Below are 19075 nucleotides of genomic sequence, written 5' to 3' on the forward strand. Positions count from 1 at the left end.
CAAACAGAATTTTGTACGGGGTTCCGAGAGCCACTGATGGGCGCAGCAAGCGTTGATCGCTTGTGCGGGGCTTCAGACTGGCTTTTCGTCCCTGTAAGGGAATATTGCAGTCCCGTTTAAGGCCGCATTATAGGGAAGTTTTACGTGCTGTGGGGCGGGGAAATGGCTCACGGATCGGTCGACGGGGGCCGTATTTCGGTCGGAGCGAGGGTTTACAGGGCTTTGAACGAGGTTGGCAGGGGAAGATTTTTTTTCCTGATTTTTTGCCCTGGAATATTTTTGCTCAAGAAATAACCAAAAAAGGCATTTTTCACTACATCTTGTGTTTCGGTGGGGTTTTCTCAGGCTCCAGACACAACTAAGCCCGACCGAAGTCGGGCTGTGAAGTCTCCCTGGCGGATCAGCTCAGGCGAGCGGCACCGATGTGGTCGGCACCATCGGCGGCGAGGCGGGCGGCACCAGTGTGGTCAGCGCCGTCGGATGCCAGTTTGCCGGCGCCAATGTGGTCTGCGCCATCGGCGGCGAAGGACGCTGAACCGGTGTGGTCGTAACCGTCGGCAGCGACAGCGGCTTCAGTGGTGTAAGCAGCCGAGCCGGTGCGGTCGTAACCATCGGCAGCGAAGGAGTTGGCAGCCAGGACGGAGAGGGTCAGGGCGAGGATCAGTTGGGTTTTCATGGTCGTTGCTCCAGTTTCGCAGGCGTTGTTTGTCTTGGGTTGCAGTTGATTCTACGCCGGCTATTTCGATTAAAAAGCGCAAATAAATTCTTAAAATAATCGAATTATTCGATCATTAAGGCTCGGCGCTTCATCTGCCTGATCGTGGCGGGTGGGTCGAACCTTATTGGGGGAGGGGTGAAGCAGGGGGTCAGCCGTTAGAGCAACCGTTGCCCATCGCGCTGTAACGCAGGATATGCCGTTGACCGTTGGAGTCTTCGTATTCCATTTTCATCGGCACAACTTCACAAACATTCGGTGCTTCGCTCATGGAGATCACTTTGGCGATGTCCAGATTCATCGAGTAAGTGTATTCCTCGATGGGCGGTTGTTGCTGGGCGACATCAGCCGGGACCTCGCCGGCCATGGCGGTTACGCACACGCTGCTGAGGGCCAGAACCAATAAAGCTTTCATTTGATATTTACCTTTTAAAGGCCGAGAGGGGGCACGCAATCCTTTTGGGATTGCGTGTGGAACTTCAGTACCAGGGTGTTTGATTAACTGCCTTCGTGGGGGCTGTAACTTGGTTAATCAGGTTGCCTTGTTGGCGTGGCTGATTTTAGGCGTGGGCGCTTCGTCCATATAGCCGTGGATTTGATAAACACTTTTGACAGATTTTGTAACAATCCCCGACATTCAGGTGATGTGCAGGCGTAGGAGCTGCCGAAGGCTGCGATCTTTTGATCTCGCTTTCGATTCTGATTTTTAAGATCAAGATCAAAAGATCGCAGCCTTCGGCAGCTCCTACCCGTTTGGGGTACGACGATTTATCCCCGGTGTGACAGGGTGGATGGCTATTTCAGCGCATTTTGTAGGGGCTTGTTACTACCATCGTCGAATGGTTCTATAGGCCCGGCCCGGCTAAAACGTGGTCATACAAAAACAACTATTCCACCGAGGTAAGAAAGATGAGTGCGGCTTCCCTGTATCCCGTTCGTCCCGAGGTCCTGGCCAACACGCTGACCGACGAGGCGACCTACAAGGCCATGTACCAGCAGTCGGTCGTCAACCCGGACGGCTTCTGGCGCGAGCAAGCCAAGCGCCTCGACTGGATCAAGCCTTTCACCACGGTGAAGCAGACTTCTTTCGACGATCACCATGTCGACATCAAGTGGTTCGCCGACGGCACCTTGAACGTGTCCTATAACTGCCTCGACCGTCATCTGGCCGAGCGCGGCGATCAGGTCGCGATCATCTGGGAGGGCGATGACCCTGCCGAAAGCCGCCACATCACTTACCGCGAACTGCACGAGCAAGTGTGCAAGTTCGCCAACGCCCTGCGTGGCCAGGACGTGCACCGCGGTGACGTGGTGACCATCTATATGCCGATGATCCCCGAAGCCGTGGTCGCCATGCTGGCCTGTACCCGGATCGGCGCGATTCACTCGGTGGTGTTCGGCGGCTTCTCGCCGGAAGCCCTGGCCGGTCGCATCATCGACTGCCAATCCAAAGTGGTGATCACCGCCGACGAAGGTATTCGTGCCGGCAAGAAGATCCCGCTCAAGGCCAACGTCGACGACGCGCTGACCAACCCGGAAACCAGCAGCATCCAGAAAGTCATCGTGTGCCAGCGCACCGGTGGCGAGATCAAGTGGAACCCGCATCGCGACATCTGGTTCGAGGACCTGATGAAAGTGGCCGGCACCGTGTGTGCGCCAAAAGAGATGGGCGCCGAAGAAGCGCTGTTCATCCTTTATACCTCCGGCTCCACCGGCAAGCCGAAGGGCGTGCAGCACACCACCGGCGGCTACCTGTTGTACGCGGCCATGACCCACGAGCGCGTGTTCGACTACCGCCCGGGTGAGGTCTACTGGTGCACCGCCGACGTCGGCTGGGTCACCGGCCACAGTTACATCGTCTACGGCCCGCTGGCCAACGGCGCGACCACGTTGCTGTTCGAAGGCGTGCCGAACTATCCGGACATCACCCGGGTGTCGAAGATCGTCGACAAGCACAAGGTCAACATCCTCTACACCGCGCCGACCGCGATCCGCGCCATGATGGCTTCGGGCACCGCCGCCGTTGAGGGCGCCGATGGCAGCAGCCTGCGCCTGTTGGGTTCGGTGGGCGAGCCAATCAACCCGGAAGCCTGGGACTGGTACTACAAGAATGTCGGCAAGTCCCGTTGCCCGATCGTCGACACCTGGTGGCAGACCGAAACCGGCGGCAACATGATGAGCCCGCTGCCGGGTGCTCACGCGCTCAAGCCAGGCTCGGCGGCGCGTCCGTTCTTCGGCGTGGTGCCGGCCCTGGTGGACAACCTGGGCAACATCATCGAAGGCGAGGCCGAGGGTAACCTGGTGATTCTCGATTCGTGGCCAGGCCAGGCGCGGACGCTGTTTGGCGACCATGATCGCTTCGTCGACACCTACTTCAAGACCTTCCGTGGCATGTACTTCACCGGTGACGGCGCCCGTCGCGATGCCGACGGTTACTACTGGATCACTGGTCGCGTGGACGACGTGCTCAACGTGTCCGGCCACCGCATGGGCACCGCCGAGATCGAAAGCGCGATGGTCGCGCACCCGAAAGTCGCCGAGGCAGCCGTGGTCGGTGTGCCGCACGACATCAAGGGGCAGGGCATCTATGTGTATGTCACCCTGAAAAACGGTGAAGAGCCGAACGAGCAGCTGCGCCTGGAACTGAAAAACTGGGTGCGCAAGGAGATCGGCCCGATTGCTTCGCCGGATGTCATCCAGTGGGCGCCGGGGCTGCCGAAGACGCGTTCGGGCAAGATCATGCGGCGGATTTTGCGCAAGATTGCCACGGCTGAATATGATGGGTTGGGGGATATCTCCACCCTGGCTGATCCGAGTGTGGTGCAGCATTTGATTGATACGCACAAGACGATGAATGTCGCGTAAGCGGCGGTTCTGAGTCACTAAAAGCCCCGTCAGGTGTTGAGCCTGGCGGGGTTTTTGTTTTTGAAGATCAAAAGATCGCAGCCTTCGGCAGCTCCTACAGAGGAACGCGATTCATGTAGGAGCTGCCGAAGGCTGCGATCTTTTGATGTTGATCTTCAACCAATAATTATCGGCTTCCTCTGTAGGCGGTTTCCTACTGTTACCTGCATTCTTTCAGGTTACTCAATGTGTAACCGCATCGCGCCAATGCGGGGCATTGGGAAACGCCGGGGCTCAAATCCGGGCCTGAAATGCCCCTCAAAAAATAAGCCATTACACTGCGCTTGCCGGATTAGAAGGGTTTGCCAATAATAGGCCCGCAATTTGCAACAAAGATCGGTTCAATGTCTTTTGCTCTTGCATGATTTTGCAGGGCTGTCAACGCGCTAAAACGGCTTTCTCAGTGCTTCTGTAATTAGTTGTCGCATTGAAGAAATATCGGCCTCGGGCCTGTCGTTAGAATGCCGATCACTCGCTCGTCGTTGCTCGTGTTGAATTTAAACACCGGCTTCCCAGGACGCAGCACTGCTTTCTGGTTCCACTCACTCGCATATTGGGCTGTTGCTCACTCTGCCGTTTTTGCCCTTTACCGATGGAGTCCCAAGATGAAGAAACTCGTGCTGCTTGGCGCCCTGGCACTGTCGTCCGTGCTGTCCCTGCCAACCTTCGCCGATGAAAAACCTCTGAAAATCGGTATCGAAGCGGCTTACCCTCCGTTCGCGTCGAAAGCGCCGGACGGCAGCATCGTTGGTTTCGACTACGACATCGGCAATGCACTGTGTGAAGAGATGAAGGCCAAGTGCGTGTGGGTCGAGCAAGAGTTCGACGGCCTGATCCCGGCTCTGAAAGTGCGCAAGATCGACGCGATCCTGTCGTCCATGTCGATCACTGAAGATCGCAAGAAGTCCGTGGACTTCACCAACAAGTACTACAACACCCCGGCTCGCCTGGTCATGAAGGCTGGCACTCAGGTCAGCGAAGGCCTGACCGAGCTCAAGGGCAAGAACATCGGCGTGCAGCGTGGTTCGATCCACGAGCGTTTCGCCCGCGAAGTCCTGGCCCCGCTGGGTGCCGAGATCAAGCCTTACGGTTCGCAGAACGAAATTTACCTCGACGTGGCCGCCGGCCGCCTCGATGGCACCGTGGCAGACGCGACCTTGCTGGATGACGGTTTCCTGAAAACCGACGCCGGTAAAGGTTTCGCCTTTGTCGGCCCTGCATTCACCGACGTCAAATACTTCGGCGACGGCGTAGGCATTGCGGTTCGCAAGGGCGACAAGGCTGAGCTGGACAAGCTCAACGCAGCCATCGTGGCCATTCGCGAGAACGGCAAGTACAAGCAAATCCAGGACAAGTACTTCGCCTTCGATATCTACGGCAAGTAACACGTCCCTGCGACAAGTCCGAAATGGCGCAAGCAACAGGATCTCTGAGGTTTGCGCCATTTTTTCATCCCAACTTTCGAGGACCTGAATCATGTTGAAAGGCTACGGGGCTGTCATCCTCGATGGCGCTTGGCTGACGCTTCAGCTCGCCTTGTCGTCCATGGCCATGGCCATCGTACTGGGCCTGATCGGCGTGGCACTGCGCCTGTCGCCGGTGCGCTGGCTGGCCTGGCTGGGCGATCTGTACTCCACGGTGATCCGCGGTATTCCCGACCTGGTGCTGATCCTGCTGATTTTCTACGGCGGCCAGGACCTGCTCAACCGCGTCGCACCGCTGCTCGGCTTTGACGAGTACATCGACCTGAACCCGTTGGCCGCCGGTATCGGCACCCTGGGCTTCATCTTCGGTGCGTACCTGTCGGAAACCTTCCGTGGCGCCTTCATGGCGATCCCCAAAGGTCAGGCCGAAGCCGGCATGGCCTACGGCATGAGCAGTTTCCAGGTGTTCTTCCGGGTGTTGGTGCCGCAGATGATTCGCTTGGCGATTCCGGGTTTCACCAACAACTGGCTGGTATTGACCAAGGCCACCGCGCTGATTTCGGTGGTAGGGCTGCAAGACATGATGTTCAAGGCCAAGCAGGCGGCCGATGCCACCCGCGAGCCTTTCACCTTCTTCCTCGCAGTGGCCGCGATGTACCTGGTGATCACCAGTGTGTCGTTGCTGGCATTGCGTCACCTTGAGAAGCGCTACTCGGTAGGCGTAAGGGCGGCTGATCTATGATCTTCGACTACAACGTCATTTGGGAGGCCTTGCCGCTGTACTTTGGCGGCCTGGTGACCACCCTCAAACTGCTCGCGCTGTCGCTGTTCTTCGGCCTGCTGTGCGCCTTGCCGCTGGGCTTGATGCGCGTCTCGAAGAACGCGGCCGTCAACATGTCGGCCTGGCTCTACACCTACGTGATCCGCGGCACGCCGATGCTGGTGCAGCTGTTTTTGATCTACTACGGTCTGGCGCAGTTCGAAGCGGTGCGTGAAAGCTTCCTCTGGCCATGGCTGTCCAGCGCAACGTTCTGTGCCTGCCTGGCCTTCGCGATCAACACCAGCGCCTACACCGCGGAAATCATCGCCGGCAGCCTGCGCGCCACGCCGAACGGTGAGATCGAAGCGGCCAAGGCCATGGGCATGTCGCGGTTCAAGATGTACAAGCGCATTCTGCTGCCGTCGGCCCTGCGCCGGGCGCTGCCGCAGTACAGCAACGAAGTGATCATGATGCTGCAGACCACCAGTCTGGCGTCCATCGTGACCCTGATCGACATCACGGGTGCCGCGCGCACGGTCAACGCGCAGTTCTACCTGCCGTTCGAGGCGTATATCACGGCCGGCGTGTTCTACCTGTGCCTGACCTTTATCCTGGTGAAGCTGTTCAAGATGGCCGAGCGCCGCTGGCTGGGCTACCTGGCCCCGCGCAAGCACTGAATACCACTGACTGACTGTTTTTGTGAGAACCGACAGCATGTACAAACTTGAAGTCCAAGACCTGCATAAACGCTATGGCAGTCACGAAGTGCTCAAGGGCGTGTCCCTGAAAGCGGCAGCCGGCGATGTGATCAGCATCATCGGCTCCAGTGGCTCCGGCAAAAGTACTTTCCTGCGCTGCATCAACCTGCTGGAGCAGCCGCACGCGGGCAAGATCCTGCTCAACAACGAAGAGTTGAAGCTGGTGGCGAACAAGGAGGGCGCGCTGAAGGCGGCCGACCCGAAACAGCTGCAACGCATGCGTTCGCGCCTGTCGATGGTGTTCCAGCATTTCAACCTGTGGTCGCACATGACCGCGCTGGAAAACATCATGGAAGCGCCGGTGCATGTGCTGGGCATGTCCAAGGCTGAAGCACGCGAGAAGGCCGAGCACTACCTGAACAAGGTAGGCGTGGCCCATCGCAAAGACGCGTATCCGGGCCACATGTCCGGTGGCGAGCAGCAGCGCGTGGCGATTGCCCGTGCGCTGGCGATGGAGCCGGAAGTGATGCTGTTCGACGAACCGACTTCGGCTCTGGACCCGGAGCTGGTTGGCGACGTGTTGAAAGTCATGCAGGCCCTGGCCCAGGAAGGCCGGACCATGGTCGTGGTGACCCACGAAATGGGCTTTGCCCGTGAAGTGTCGAACCAGTTGGTGTTCCTGCACAAAGGTGTGGTCGAAGAAAGCGGCGACCCGCGCGAAGTGCTGGTGAACCCGCAATCGGAGCGTCTGCAGCAATTTCTGTCCGGCAGCTTGAAATAATCAGGACTGCCGTTGTGCACAGGGATAGTGCATGCTTCGCAGCCTGGAGGCTGGCCCCGATCCCTTGTAGGGTCTGACTTGTCGGACCCCCTGTAGGAGCTGCCGAAGGCTGCGATCTTTTGATCTTGATTTTTCAAATCAAAAGATCGCAGCCTCGTTTCACTCGACAGCTCCTACAGGGGGGGCGACAGGTCAGCTCCCACATTTAGATCTGTGCCGGTTCTGAGATTTGCGTTCGTTTACGGGCTAGCATTGGCCCATGCCTTCATCACTGTTCTTCGCTTCGGATCGCTCGCCCATGACTGCCCATCGAATTGGTTTCCTGATTTGGCCCAGCACTAAAGCACTGACGCTTACGCTGGCTGAGGAGGCCTTGCGTGTTGCCCAGCGTGTGCATCCGGACGTGGTCTACGAACTGTCATTTCTGCAGGCCGAACCGCCGACCGAAGGCGAATGGCAGTTGCCGGGTGAGGCGTGGACCGGCAAGCTCGAAAATTTCCAGAAGCTGTTCCTGCTCGCTGACGAGCCACCGACCGCGCTGGCGCCGGCGCTCAGCAGTGCGCTTAAACAACTGGTGCGTGCAGGCTGTGTAATCGGCGGTCTGTCGGCCGGTGTTTATCCGTTGGCACAATTAGGCTTGCTCGACGGTTATCGCGCGGCCGTGCATTGGCGCTGGCAGGACGATTTCGCCGAGCGCTTCCCGAAAGTCATCGCCACCAGTCACCTGTTCGACTGGGATCGCGATCGCCTCACCGCGTGCGGCGGCCTGTCGGTGCTCGACTTGTTGCTGGCGGTGCTGGCCCGTGACCATGGCGCGGAACTGGCCGGTGCGGTATCCGAAGAGCTGGTGGTCGAGCGCATTCGTGAAGGCGGTGAACGCCAGCGTATTCCGTTGCAGAACCGCCTCGGCTCCAGCCATCCGAAGCTCACACAAGCTGTGCTGCTCATGGAAGCCAACATCGAAGAGCCGCTGACCACCGACGAAATCGCCCAGCACGTGTGCGTGTCCCGTCGGCAGCTGGAGCGCATCTTCAAGCAATACCTCAATCGTGTGCCGAGCCAGTACTACCTGGAACTGCGCCTGAACAAGGCCCGGCAGATGTTGATGCAAACCAGCAAGTCGATCATCCAGATCGGCCTGTCCTGCGGCTTCTCCTCGGGACCGCATTTCTCCAGCGCCTATCGCAACTTCTTCGGTGCCACGCCGCGGGAAGATCGCAACCAGCGGCGCAGCAGCAGCCCGTTCGAATTGTCGTCGGTGCCTTCAGAGCGCGGTTAGGTTTCACGGGGCAGGTGAGGGGAGCCATGGGGGAGTTGTCGTTCCCCATGGTTCTAACCCTATGTCTTGCGCTTAGTCTTCAGGGTCGGTATCTGGAGGTTCAATCTCCGGGGCCGGCCTGTCGGCTATCTCGTCAATACCCAGATCATTACCCGTTTTGCGGAAATGAGCGGTGATGCGTTGCAGACTTTCTTCTGTGAATGGATTGTCTCTGAAGTTGAAGCTCTCACTGATACCGGGATCGACCTCCATAATCTCGGCGGGCATCTCGGTAATGGCGTTGTTGGACAGGTCGACGTCCGTCCAGCTTTCCATCGTGAGCAACCCCCTTGGAATCTCGGTTATGCCCGTATGACTGAGATTCAATGAGGATATCTCCGTCATGTTGCTAAGGTCGGGCGTGAGACCTAACGGATTCTCCCTGAGATTCAGGTAGTCAAGGCGCTCCATGCCTGCCAATGCATTCAGGGTTTGCTGAGTCAGGGTGATACGGCACTCAGGCAGGCTTAACGCGGTCAACCTCCCCATCCTGAATACGGCCTCGGGGATGTTGTCCAGCTGATAGCCACGCATGCTAAGGCTTTCCAGGTTTGGAAAATATTCCAGAAACTGGCTGGCTCTCGGGGCGATGTTCCCTGCGCTCGTCAGGTGCAGTTCGGGCACATGGCTGAAGTCGGCCGTCAGTACAGGCAGGTCTCCCATGATTGCCAGATGTGACGCAAACCCATACTCGCTCACTGCGACACTTTGTGTCGGTATCTGGCGCCAGCACCGTTCCAGGTTTTGCATGAACTCCTCTCTTTTGGCGTGTTCGGCGAACAACTCATTGGCATTGAGCAGGGCGCCAGTGGTGGGGTGGACGTCGGGAACGTCGGTCGCCCACAGGGTGAGGTCGCTGATCAAGGCGGTGAGTTCGGCCTCCTTGCGCGTCAGTTCGATCCGGCCCTCATGCAATGTTCCGGGCAGGCGATAGATAAAATCACTCGCTTCTTCATTATCCAGGCTTGGATACAGGGCTCTTGCCTGATCGACATCAGCCTGTTCGGCAAATACCCCAAGATCCTGTCCGGTTTGACCATAGTAAGTTTTTATCCGTTCTCGGGTGGTCGAGGACAGTGGGTTGTTTCCGAAATCGAACCCTTCGCCGATGTTGGCCGCAAGATCAAAGACAGAGGCGGGCAGTTCGCTTATCTGATTGTCGTTGAAGATGGCTGTCCTAAGTCGCGGGTGATTCGTCAGGCCAGCCGGAACGCTGGAAATTCCGGTATTGGAAAGGTCGATATAGGTCAGCTCGGGCATCGCTTCCATATTGGGTGCCAGCCCTAGTGGATTGTTGTACAGATCCAGTATTGAAAGCCTGTGCAGCGATGAAAATGTTGCCTGGCTGTCGGGGGTGAGGGTGATGCCGCAATCACTCAATATCAGCTCATCAAGTGCCGGCATTGTGCCGATCGCCTGGGGCACGCTTCTGAGGACGAAATGGCGCATTTCCAGACGACGTAATCCCGGGAAGCGCTCGAGGAAAGGGTTGATAGCGCGCGCCGCGCTGCTGCCATTGAGAGACAGCATGGAGATATGGCTGAAGTCAGCGGTCAGGACGGGGAACTCACCGAGAATCGGTTCGGAAAACTTAAGCGTGTAGCCGTATTCTGCTCCTTGTAGTGAATCAAATAAGTCGGTCTCCTTACGCCAGCAGCGCAGTATTTCCTCCCGGAACAATCTTCGGTTTTGTGTCTCTGCGGTCATTTCCTGCGGGCTGAGAATCGCATGGGTTTCAGGGTGAGCGCGTGGGGGGTTATTGGCCCAGACATGAAGGTCATTCACCAACTGAAAGTATTCGTTGCGCAGGCGGGAAAGTTCCGCGCGCGGGCCTTCGGGATGGCTCTGCAGTCTTTGAACCAGGGCCTGGATCTCGTCAGGTGAATGCCCCGGATAGACCTCTCGTGCTCTGTCTTGCAGTGTGCGTGGCGCTTCACCTGTAGTGCGAGGATAACCGTTGCTGCCCAACAGGCGCAGGGTCTGGACGACCGGTTCCCGGACAGGCTGCAGTGAGAGGGTCACTCGAAGCTCGTTTCGTTCCAGGGGCTTATCGCGGATCGCCTGTTTCAGTTTGCCTTTGTGGCCGATATGAATATCCAGCATGTCTCGTTGGGTGTCCGGCAAGGCTTGCAGAACGGCGGTATAGAGATCGGTTGCAGCGTATAAGAGCTGGCCCTCGTCGTCATAGGGTTGGTACTGGCCATCGGTGTTCAGGGTCAGCACTCTGCGGATTGGAGCCTGAGGATTACCGATGCTGTCGAGCAACGGACCGCCAAAGGCGCGGTCATGAACCTCCATTCGTACATCCGTTGACCAGCCGGGCAATTTTTCGAGTGAATGCAGAGCCAGTCTGTCGGTGTCCATTGCGTCTGAGGAGTCCAGATAAAGCCCTTCATACGCCCGTGTGACTCGTACCTCTTGGCTAGCCTGGTGTGCGAGCTCCTTCAGGCGCGTTGGCACAAGCCCATTATCGATCTCTCGAAGCTCATTGCCGCTGGCTTGACTGAGCAATTGCCGGGCGACGCTGGCGGGCAACCCTTTCTCGGCCGCCATGAGCTTTTGGGTGTGAGGATCCTGGGTATGCTCCACCCCTCTGTAGCGTGACTCGAAAAGCGAGGCGCGATTATTTTCGACGGTTTGTGCGAGCTTCTTTCTCAGGTTGTTGGCACGAGTGTCGATATTGATCGCTGGATCGCCGAAGCCTTCACCGAATATCGTCTTGATCTCATCCTGATCAAGGGTTTCCAGTACGGTTTTAAGAAGGTCGCCATTGTTCAATTGTGCCTCGTGCATCTGTACGACGGGCAGATGCGCTTTTTCGGAGAGCTCCCAGACAGTCTTCCCTTCGGCGTTCAGAAAGCGCAGCGCCTTGGTTTTTGGCCACAAACCGTAGCTCGTCAGCAGTTGTAGCTGGGATTGAGGATCGGCTTTGCGATACTCCTCGGGGTCGTCGCTCTTTAGCTGATCGATAAGGCTCTGAATATCCTTTTCGATTCGGAATCGTTCAAGGGTGTCCGTCAGCAGCGGCGGTGCAGACTCGTTTTGGACATGCATTTTGCGTAGAACGTTTTCATGAGCGTCGCTGACGCTCAGTATCTGATCGAGTTCAAGATCACTGAATGCGTCCACCCTGTGCCCGAGACGGCGCACTAACCTGGTTTTGTCCCAGTGCAGGGGGCGATCAAGTTCGGTTTTCCAGGCACCTGAGCCATTGTGATTCAGCGGGGATTCATAAGCATCGGGCCTATCGGGATGTTGAAGGTAATAGGCGTCTGTGTCGGGGGCTTTCTGCACTGCGTAGTGTTTACCCTCGATCGGTACAATGCTCTTGCCTTGGTGCCGATATATGCCCTGGTGGTCAGGCTTCGAGCCTTTTGGTAGCGTGATTTTCCGCTCATAGGGTCGCAGGTCGGGTTTCCAGTACAGGGTTTTACCGTTGGAGGTCTGAACGGGTTTGAACTGATCAATGAATTTCACAGTTTCACTGGGGAGCACTCGACGAAACTCACCGGCGACGATGGTGCCACCTACCGCAAAGGCACCTAGCTGGACCAGCGCTTCGACCACGCCCATGAGGTGCTCGAACGCTTCGCTGGTCAGGTCTTGCGCCCAATCGACGATGCCTTCGAACGTTTCATCGAGCAGTTGCCAGGCCATGTAGGCCAGCATCATTTCCCCCAGAAAAGGCACGAATGGCAAGGCGACGAACGCGGCAATCTCAAGAATCGTTGACGCGATGTTTACGAAGGAGTCCCACAGTTCCCAGCGAGCTTTCTGGTCGACTGCTGCGGTTGAGACAGCGATGACCCGTGCATCGTTGAGGATCTTGTTCAGTTTTTCCTGATAAAGATGGGTCCACAGGTCGCGGTTGATCGGCGTCACTGCGAATTGCAGATTGGGTCGATCAATCGGCGTTTCGCGCCATGAAGGCAGCGGGTCACCCTTTTCGTGTTGATGCCACGTCACGCTCGTGAGGCGATTAGCGAGGTTGCCAAAGAAATATCCTCGGTCTTCGTGGGAAATGAACCGGCTGAAAAAATTCTGATACTCGGCGTCGCGCAATTGCCGAGTCATTTTTTGCATGAGTTCGCCGGTCGATCGGTATTCCTTGATCGGGTGCTCGGGGTCATCGGGGGTGTAGGCCACGACCCGTACGGGTACGCGAGGGAGTTCCAGGTTCGGGGCAAACAGAACGATGCCGGTCAGTTTGGCGGACATCATCGTCAAGTCGTGACACCGCAAGGCTTCACCACCCAGTCTCATGCCCTGCAGGCCATCGAGCAGGCCCTGAATCAGGCGAAAATAGTCCTCCTGAATATCTCCGTTCATCCGTGCAAATTGCAGCGCGGCTTTGAGCGCGGCTTTCTGGCTCTCGTCGACCTTGGATCTGAGTGCGGCCGCGACGTCCGGGTTGGACACGCCCAGGGGCTCTTCGAGGTAGGTTTTGTACCGGCCGCCAATATCCAGCTCCCGGCACAGCTTGGTAAACGCCGGGATGGTGATAGTGCGTTTGATGGATGGCAGGGTATCGAATTGCCCGGACGGGGAGGGTTCGGTAATGAAGGTCGAGTCAGGTTCGTAGGCGCCGTCTTCCGTTTCCTTGTCTTCGAAGTTGTGCAAGGCCGCGTCCAGCAGCGAAACCGTCCAGGCGCGTGCGGCTCCGGACTTGATCGGGAACCAGGGGATCGTCGCGGGTATGTACAGGCGCAAGAAGGTTTTTCTGACGTCCAGCTCCAGTCCGAACCGGGATTTCAGGGCGTTTCTGAGCAAGGGCTCGGCAAATTTGCTCGCGTCTTGCAGGCCTTCCAGCTTCTGATCGACATCATTTTGCGCGGTCCAGTGTGCGGCGTTGAGGGCCTTCAGTTGTGCCTGCTGCCCGCTCGACGCTGCCTTGAGTCGGTCAAGGAGCCATGGCTGAGTGCCCTTCAACGCCTGGCGCCTGGCGGGCGATGCCTTGCCAAGCCATTCGGGAGCTGCGTTCTTGAGGTATTGGTAGTGGGGGGCGGGGTGTTCTGAATGCGTCGTGCTGGTCGTGACTGTTGGTTGTTGTCCTTCAGGCGTTTGCATTGTGCTTGTCCTTGAGCGTTTAGAGAGTGCCAAGGAAATCAGCAAGTGACGATCAGGATGCGGTACATGTTTAGGGGGTGAGCGAGTACTCGAAATCAAATCCTGACAACCCTGCCTCTAACCCCCCGGGCAGTTTAAACTGCGCCTTTGCGACCCTATATGTCGCATTGCCGTAAACCCGGGAAAATCCGGGGTTTGCGCTATAAGAAGTTGTCGCTTGGCGGCAAGGCCGGGCTGAAAACTGTCCTTACAATCCTCACCAAGCTCGCCAGTTTCAGGCGAGTGTTTTCTCTTCAGGAGACTCCGATGTCCGTTGAGCACGCTGCGGTACAACGCGCCGATTTCGATCAGGTAATGGTTCCCAACTATGCGCCTGCCGCATTCATTCCTGTGCGTGGCGCCGGTTCCCGCGTCTGGGACCAGTCCGGCCGCGAGCTGATCGACTTCGCCGGCGGGATTGCCGTTAACGTATTGGGCCACGCGCATCCGGCGCTGGTCGGTGCCTTGACCGAGCAGGCGAACAAGCTGTGGCACGTGTCCAACGTGTTCACCAATGAGCCGGCCCTGCGCCTGGCCCATAAGCTGGTCGACGCCACGTTTGCCGACCGTGCCTTCTTCTGCAACTCCGGCGCCGAAGCCAACGAGGCCGCTTTCAAGCTGGCCCGTCGCGTCGGCTTCGACCGTTTCGGCAGCGAGAAGTACGAAATCATCGCCGCGCTCAACAGCTTCCACGGCCGTACCCTGTTCACCGTGAACGTCGGTGGCCAGTCGAAGTACTCCGATGGCTTCGGTCCGAAAATCACCGGCATCACCCACGTGCCGTTCAACGATCTGGCTGCGTTGAAAGCTGCCATTTCCGACAAGACTTGCGCCGTGGTGCTGGAGCCGATCCAGGGCGAAAGCGGTGTGATCCCGGCTGAACTGGAATACCTGCAAGGTGCTCGCGAGCTCTGCACCGCGCACAACGCGCTGCTGATTTTCGACGAAGTGCAAACCGGCATGGGCCGTACCGGCCATCTGTTCGCCTACCAGCATTACGGCGTGATCCCGGACATCCTGACCAGCGCCAAGAGCCTGGGCGGTGGTTTCCCGATCGCGGCGATGCTGACCACCGAAGACCTGGCCAAACACCTGGTCGTCGGCACCCACGGCACCACTTATGGCGGCAACCCGCTGGCGTGCGCGGTCGCGGAAGCCGTGATCGACGTGATCAACACCCCTGAAGTGCTGGCCGGCGTCAACGCCAAGCACGACAAGTTCAAGGCGCGCCTTGAGCAGATTGGCGAGAAATACGGGCTGTTCACCAAGGTCCGCGGCATGGGCCTGTTGATCGGCTGTGTGCTGAGCGATGCCTGGAAAGGCAAGGCCAAGGACATCTTCAACGCCGCTGAGCAAGAAGGCTTGATGGTTCTGCAAGCCGGCCCGGACGTGGTGCGTTTCGCCCCGAGCCTGGTGGTGGAAGACGCCGATATCGATGCCGGCCTGGACCGCTTCGAGCGTGCCGCAGCAAAACTGACGCAAGCCTGATAGACCCTTCGACGCCTGACCTTTCAGGTGTCGAACCCAATTTTTGTTCCGGGCCCGCATTACTGTAGGAGCGAGCTTGCTCGCGATGGTGTGTCAGTCGATATCAATGTGGCTGAACCACCTTCGCGAGCAAGCTCGCTCCTACAAGGGGCCGGCTTATTTTTTCCGAAAGTTTTAGAAAAAGGAGTGACACCATGCTGGTGATGCGCCCCGCGCAAATGGCTGATCTGGGCGAGGTACAGCGTCTGGCTGCGGACAGTCCGATTGGTGTCACTTCCTTGCCGGATGACGTTGAGCGCCTGAGCGACAAGATCGCGGCAAGCGAAGCCTCGTTCGCCGCTGAAGTGAGCTTCAACGGTGAGGAAAGTTATTTCTTCGTCCTCGAAGACTCTACTACCGGCAAGCTGGTCGGCTGTTCGGCAATCGTTGCTTCCGCCGGTTATTCCGAGCCGTTCTACAGCTTCCGCAACGAAACCTTCGTGCACGCTTCCCGCGAGCTGAAGATTCACAACAAGATCCACGTGCTCTCGCAGTGCCACGACCTGACCGGCAACAGTTTGCTGACCAGCTTCTACGTGCAGCGCGAGCTGGTGGGTTCGCCTTGGGCTGAGCTCAATTCCCGTGGCCGTCTGCTGTTCGTCGCCAGCCACCCGGAGCGTTTTGCCGATTCGGTGGTGACCGAGATCGTCGGTTACAGCGATGAAAATGGCGACTCGCCATTCTGGGACGCCATCGGTCGCAACTTTTTCGACCTCAACTACGCTGAAGCCGAGCGTCTGTGCGGCCTGAAGAGCCGGACGTTCCTCGCCGAACTGATGCCGCATTACCCGATCTACGTGCCCCTGCTGCCGGACTCCGCGCAAGAAGCCATGGGCCAGGTGCACCCGCGGGCGCAGATCACCTTCGACATCCTGATGCGCGAAGGCTTCGAGACCGATCACTACATCGACATTTTCGACGGCGGCCCGACGCTGCATGCCCGTGTCTCGGGGATCCGTTCGATCGCCCAGAGCCGTGTGGTGCCGGTGAAGATCGGCGAGCCGGTCAAAGGCGTCGGTCGCCAGTATCTGGTTGCCAATGCCCAGTTGCAGGACTACCGCGCGGTCATGCTCGAGCTTGACTACGCGCCGGGTAAACCGGTGACCCTGGACCTGGAAGCGGCCGAAGCCCTGGGCGTCGGCGAGGGTGCCAGCGTGCGCCTGGTGGCGGTTTAACGTCGCAATTGATGCCTAGAAAGCAGCGAAGTTTCACGGGTGGCGCAAGCGGCCCGTTTGAGGAGATAGCATGATCGTTCGTCCCGTACGCAGCAGCGATTTACCCGCTCTGATCGACCTGGCCCGCAGCACCGGCACCGGCCTGACCACCTTGCCGGCCAACGAAGAGCGGCTGGCCCATCGGGTCGGCTGGGCCGAGAAGACCTTTCGCGGCGAAGCCGGGCGGGGCGATGCGGACTATCTGTTCGTGCTCGAAGATGACGACGGTCGCGTGGTGGGTATTTCCGCCATTGCCGGCGCCGTCGGCCTGCGTGAACCCTGGTACAACTTCCGGGTCGGTCTGACGGTCAGCGCTTCGCAAGAGCTGAACATCTATCGTGAAATCCCGACGCTGTTCCTGGCCAACGACCTGACCGGCAACTCCGAGCTGTGCTCGCTGTTCCTGCACGCCGATTACCGCAGTGGCCTCAACGGTCGCATGCTGTCCAAGGCGCGGATGCTGTTCATCGCCGAGTTCCCGCAACTGTTCGGCAACAAGATCATCGCCGAAATGCGCGGTGTTTCCGACGAAGCCGGGCGTTCGCCGTTCTGGGAAAGCCTGGGCCGGCACTTCTTCAAGATGGAGTTCAGCCAGGCCGACTACCTGACCGGCGTGGGCAACAAGGCGTTCATCGCCGAACTGATGCCGAAATTCCCTTTGTACACCTGCTTCCTGTCGCCGGAAGCGCGCAACGTCATCGGTCAGGTGCACCCGGACACCGAGCCGGCGCTGGCCATGCTCAAGAGCGAAGGTTTCAGCTACCAGGGCTACGTCGACATTTTTGACGCAGGTCCTGCCATCGAATGCGAAACCGGCAAGATCCGCGCCGTGCGTGACAGCCAGGCACTGGTGCTGGCCATTGGCACGCCGGGCGACGACGCCACGCCATTCATCATTCACAACCGCAAGCGCGAAGACTGCCGCATCACTGCCGCTCCGGCACGTCTGGCCGCCGGCACCCTGGTGGTCGATTCGAAGACCGCCAAACGTCTTCAACTCAACGCGGGCGATCAAGTGCGCGCCGTGGCGTTGTCCGCAGCTCGGGAGTCGAAATAATGAAGTCGCTTTACATCGCAGGTGAATGGCTGGCAGGTGGGGGCGAAGCCTTCGAGTCGCTGAACCCGGTGACCCAGCAGGTGCTGTGGTCCGGCACCGGTGCCACCGCCGCTCAGGTCGAGTCGGCTGTGCAAGCGGCGCGTCAGGCGTTCCCGGGCTGGGCGCGGCGTACCCTGGACGAACGTATTTCGGTGCTGGAAGCCTTTGCTGCTGCCCTGAAGACTCACGCGGACGAACTGGCTCATACCATCGGTGAAGAAACCGGCAAACCCCTGTGGGAAGCGGCGACCGAAGTCACCAGCATGGTCAACAAGATTGCCATCTCGGTGCAGAGCTACCGCGAACGTACCGGCGAGAAGAGCGGCCCGCTGGGCGACGCCACTGCTGTATTGCGCCACAAGCCCCACGGTGTGGTGGCAGTGTTCGGTCCTTACAACTTCCCGGGTCACCTGCCGAACGGCCACATTGTGCCGGCACTGCTGGCGGGTAACAGCGTGCTGTTCAAACCTAGCGAGCTGACACCGAAAGTCGCCGAGCTGACGGTCAAGTGCTGGATCGAGGCCGGTCTGCCGGCCGGCGTATTGAATTTGCTGCAAGGCGCTCGCGAAACCGGTATTGCCCTGGCGGCGAACCCGGGCATCGACGGCCTGTTCTTCACCGGCTCCAGCCGCACCGGCAATCACCTGCACCAGCAATTCGCCGGTCGTCCGGACAAGATCCTGGCGCTGGAAATGGGCGGTAACAACCCGCTGGTGGTCGATCAGGTCGCGGACCTCGATGCCGCGGTGTACACCATTATTCAGTCGGCATTCATCTCCGCCGGCCAGCGCTGCACCTGCGCCCGGCGCTTGTTGGTGCCACAAGGTGCCTGGGGCGACTCGCTGCTGGCGCGCCTGGTGGCGGTCAGCTCGACTATTGAAGTCGGTGCCTTCGATCAGCAGCCGGCGCCGTTCATGGGCTCGGTGGTTTCCCTTGGCGCTGCGAAAGCGTTGATGGATGCGCAAGAGCATCTGCTGGCCAACGGCGCCGTGGCGCTGCTGGAAATGACGCAGCCTCAGGCTCAATCGGCCTTGCTGACCCCGGGCATTCTGGATGTGACCGCTGTCGCCGATCGTCCTGACGAAGAGCTGTTCGGCCCGTTGCTGCAAGTGATTCGCTACGCTGATTTTGCAGCGGCGATCGCTGAAGCCAACGACACCGCCTACGGTCTTGCTGCCGGTCTGTTGTCGGACTCCGAGGCGCGTTATCAGCAATTCTGGCTGGAAAGCCGTGCCGGTATCGTCAACTGGAACAAGCAACTGACCGGCGCCGCGAGCAGCGCGCCATTCGGCGGCGTCGGCGCCTCGGGTAACCACCGCGCCAGTGCCTATTACGCGGCGGATTACTGCGCGTACCCGGTGGCCTCGCTGGAAACGCCGAGCCTGGTGATGCCTGCCGCCCTGACGCCTGGCGTGAAGATGGCGTGATGCCCATCGCCAGCAGGCTGGCTCCCACAGGTTCGGTGGTGGATACACATTTGGTGTACGACACAAACCCTGTAGGAGCGAGCCTGCTCGCGATGGCCGCGCCTC

General features: G+C 58.8%; 13 protein-coding genes. 10 read left to right on the plus strand and 3 right to left on the minus strand.

From position 1 onward, the window contains the following. Window positions 1–400: 400 nt before the first annotated feature. Both KW849_RS02200 and KW849_RS02205 read right to left on the minus strand, forming a co-directional pair. Window positions 401–676 (minus strand): hypothetical protein, encoded by a 276-nt coding sequence (locus KW849_RS02200; RefSeq protein ID WP_218427248.1) that lies wholly within the window; start codon window positions 674–676, stop codon window positions 401–403. A 190-nt stretch (window positions 677–866) separates the two neighbouring features. Continuing rightward, on the minus strand, window positions 867–1130 hold the full coding sequence (locus KW849_RS02205; protein WP_008022797.1) for a DUF2790 domain-containing protein: 264 nt from the start codon (window positions 1128–1130) through the stop codon (window positions 867–869). A gap of 494 nt (window positions 1131–1624) precedes the next feature. Here KW849_RS02205 and acs point away from each other — a divergent pair, with 494 nt between their 5' ends. The 6 genes from acs to argR all read left to right on the plus strand — a co-directional run bounded on the left by acs (window position 1625) and on the right by argR (window position 8561). Beyond that, window positions 1625–3580, plus strand: a complete 1956-nt coding sequence (acs, locus tag KW849_RS02210) for an acetate--CoA ligase (protein WP_218427250.1) — start codon at window positions 1625–1627, stop codon at window positions 3578–3580. A gap of 644 nt (window positions 3581–4224) precedes the next feature. Further along, complete coding sequence (locus KW849_RS02215) at window positions 4225–5004, plus strand: ABC transporter substrate-binding protein (protein ID WP_218427252.1); 780 nt, start codon at window positions 4225–4227, stop codon at window positions 5002–5004. A 91-nt stretch (window positions 5005–5095) separates the two neighbouring features. Continuing rightward, entirely contained in the window at window positions 5096–5785 is a 690-nt protein-coding gene (locus KW849_RS02220; RefSeq protein WP_015096506.1) for an ABC transporter permease, read from the plus strand. Then, window positions 5782–6480, plus strand: a complete 699-nt coding sequence (locus KW849_RS02225) for an ABC transporter permease (RefSeq protein ID WP_218427255.1) — start codon at window positions 5782–5784, stop codon at window positions 6478–6480. Before KW849_RS02220 ends, KW849_RS02225 begins: the two co-directional genes overlap by 4 nt. Window positions 6481–6517: 37 nt before the next feature. Further along, complete coding sequence (locus KW849_RS02230) at window positions 6518–7282, plus strand: ABC transporter ATP-binding protein (RefSeq protein ID WP_218427257.1); 765 nt, start codon at window positions 6518–6520, stop codon at window positions 7280–7282. A 298-nt stretch (window positions 7283–7580) separates the two neighbouring features. Further along, the gene (gene argR, locus KW849_RS02235) at window positions 7581–8561 is read left to right on the plus strand and encodes a transcriptional regulator ArgR (RefSeq protein WP_218427261.1); all 981 of its coding nucleotides are present in this window, start codon (window positions 7581–7583) and stop codon (window positions 8559–8561) included. A gap of 72 nt (window positions 8562–8633) precedes the next feature. Here argR and KW849_RS02240 read toward each other — a convergent pair whose 3' ends face one another. Further along, entirely contained in the window at window positions 8634–13667 is a 5034-nt protein-coding gene (locus KW849_RS02240; RefSeq protein WP_218427263.1) for a dermonecrotic toxin domain-containing protein, read from the minus strand. Window positions 13668–13973: 306 nt separating this feature from the next. On the opposite strand from KW849_RS02240, the gene KW849_RS02245 reads away from it, so the two are divergent. From KW849_RS02245 to astD, 4 genes are all read left to right on the plus strand, one after another. Continuing rightward, a complete protein-coding gene (locus KW849_RS02245; RefSeq protein ID WP_218427265.1) occupies window positions 13974–15194 on the plus strand; it encodes an aspartate aminotransferase family protein in 1221 nt (406 codons plus the stop codon). A 194-nt stretch (window positions 15195–15388) separates the two neighbouring features. Next, a complete protein-coding gene (gene aruF, locus KW849_RS02250; RefSeq protein WP_102669988.1) occupies window positions 15389–16408 on the plus strand; it encodes an arginine/ornithine succinyltransferase subunit alpha in 1020 nt (339 codons plus the stop codon). Between the two features lie 70 nt (window positions 16409–16478). Then, on the plus strand, window positions 16479–17504 hold the full coding sequence (astA, locus tag KW849_RS02255) for an arginine N-succinyltransferase (protein ID WP_218427267.1): 1026 nt from the start codon (window positions 16479–16481) through the stop codon (window positions 17502–17504). Next, window positions 17501–18970, plus strand: coding sequence for a succinylglutamate-semialdehyde dehydrogenase (gene astD, locus KW849_RS02260; RefSeq protein WP_218427873.1), 1470 nt, complete (start codon window positions 17501–17503; stop codon window positions 18968–18970). Before astA ends, astD begins: the two co-directional genes overlap by 4 nt. Window positions 18971–19075 lie beyond the last annotated feature (105 nt).

The organism is Pseudomonas sp. PDM26 (assembly GCF_019219185.1).
Classification (GTDB): Bacteria; Pseudomonadota; Gammaproteobacteria; order Pseudomonadales; family Pseudomonadaceae; genus Aquipseudomonas.

Excerpts from the sequence above, each read along its gene's own strand:
- KW849_RS02200 (WP_218427248.1), bottom strand. The coding sequence starts at position 676 with ATGAAAACCCAACTGATCCTCGCCCTGACCCTCTCCGTCCTGGCTGCC.
- KW849_RS02205 (WP_008022797.1), bottom strand. The coding sequence starts at position 1,130 with ATGAAAGCTTTATTGGTTCTGGCCCTCAGCAGCGTGTGCGTAACCGCC.
- acs (WP_218427250.1), top strand. The coding sequence starts at position 1,625 with ATGAGTGCGGCTTCCCTGTATCCCGTTCGTCCCGAGGTCCTGGCCAAC.
- KW849_RS02215 (WP_218427252.1), top strand. The coding sequence starts at position 4,225 with ATGAAGAAACTCGTGCTGCTTGGCGCCCTGGCACTGTCGTCCGTGCTG.
- KW849_RS02220 (WP_015096506.1), top strand. The coding sequence starts at position 5,096 with ATGTTGAAAGGCTACGGGGCTGTCATCCTCGATGGCGCTTGGCTGACG.
- KW849_RS02225 (WP_218427255.1), top strand. The coding sequence starts at position 5,782 with ATGATCTTCGACTACAACGTCATTTGGGAGGCCTTGCCGCTGTACTTT.
- KW849_RS02230 (WP_218427257.1), top strand. The coding sequence starts at position 6,518 with ATGTACAAACTTGAAGTCCAAGACCTGCATAAACGCTATGGCAGTCAC.
- argR (WP_218427261.1), top strand. The coding sequence starts at position 7,581 with ATGACTGCCCATCGAATTGGTTTCCTGATTTGGCCCAGCACTAAAGCA.
- KW849_RS02240 (WP_218427263.1), bottom strand. The coding sequence starts at position 13,667 with ATGCAAACGCCTGAAGGACAACAACCAACAGTCACGACCAGCACGACG.
- KW849_RS02245 (WP_218427265.1), top strand. The coding sequence starts at position 13,974 with ATGTCCGTTGAGCACGCTGCGGTACAACGCGCCGATTTCGATCAGGTA.
- aruF (WP_102669988.1), top strand. The coding sequence starts at position 15,389 with ATGCTGGTGATGCGCCCCGCGCAAATGGCTGATCTGGGCGAGGTACAG.
- astA (WP_218427267.1), top strand. The coding sequence starts at position 16,479 with ATGATCGTTCGTCCCGTACGCAGCAGCGATTTACCCGCTCTGATCGAC.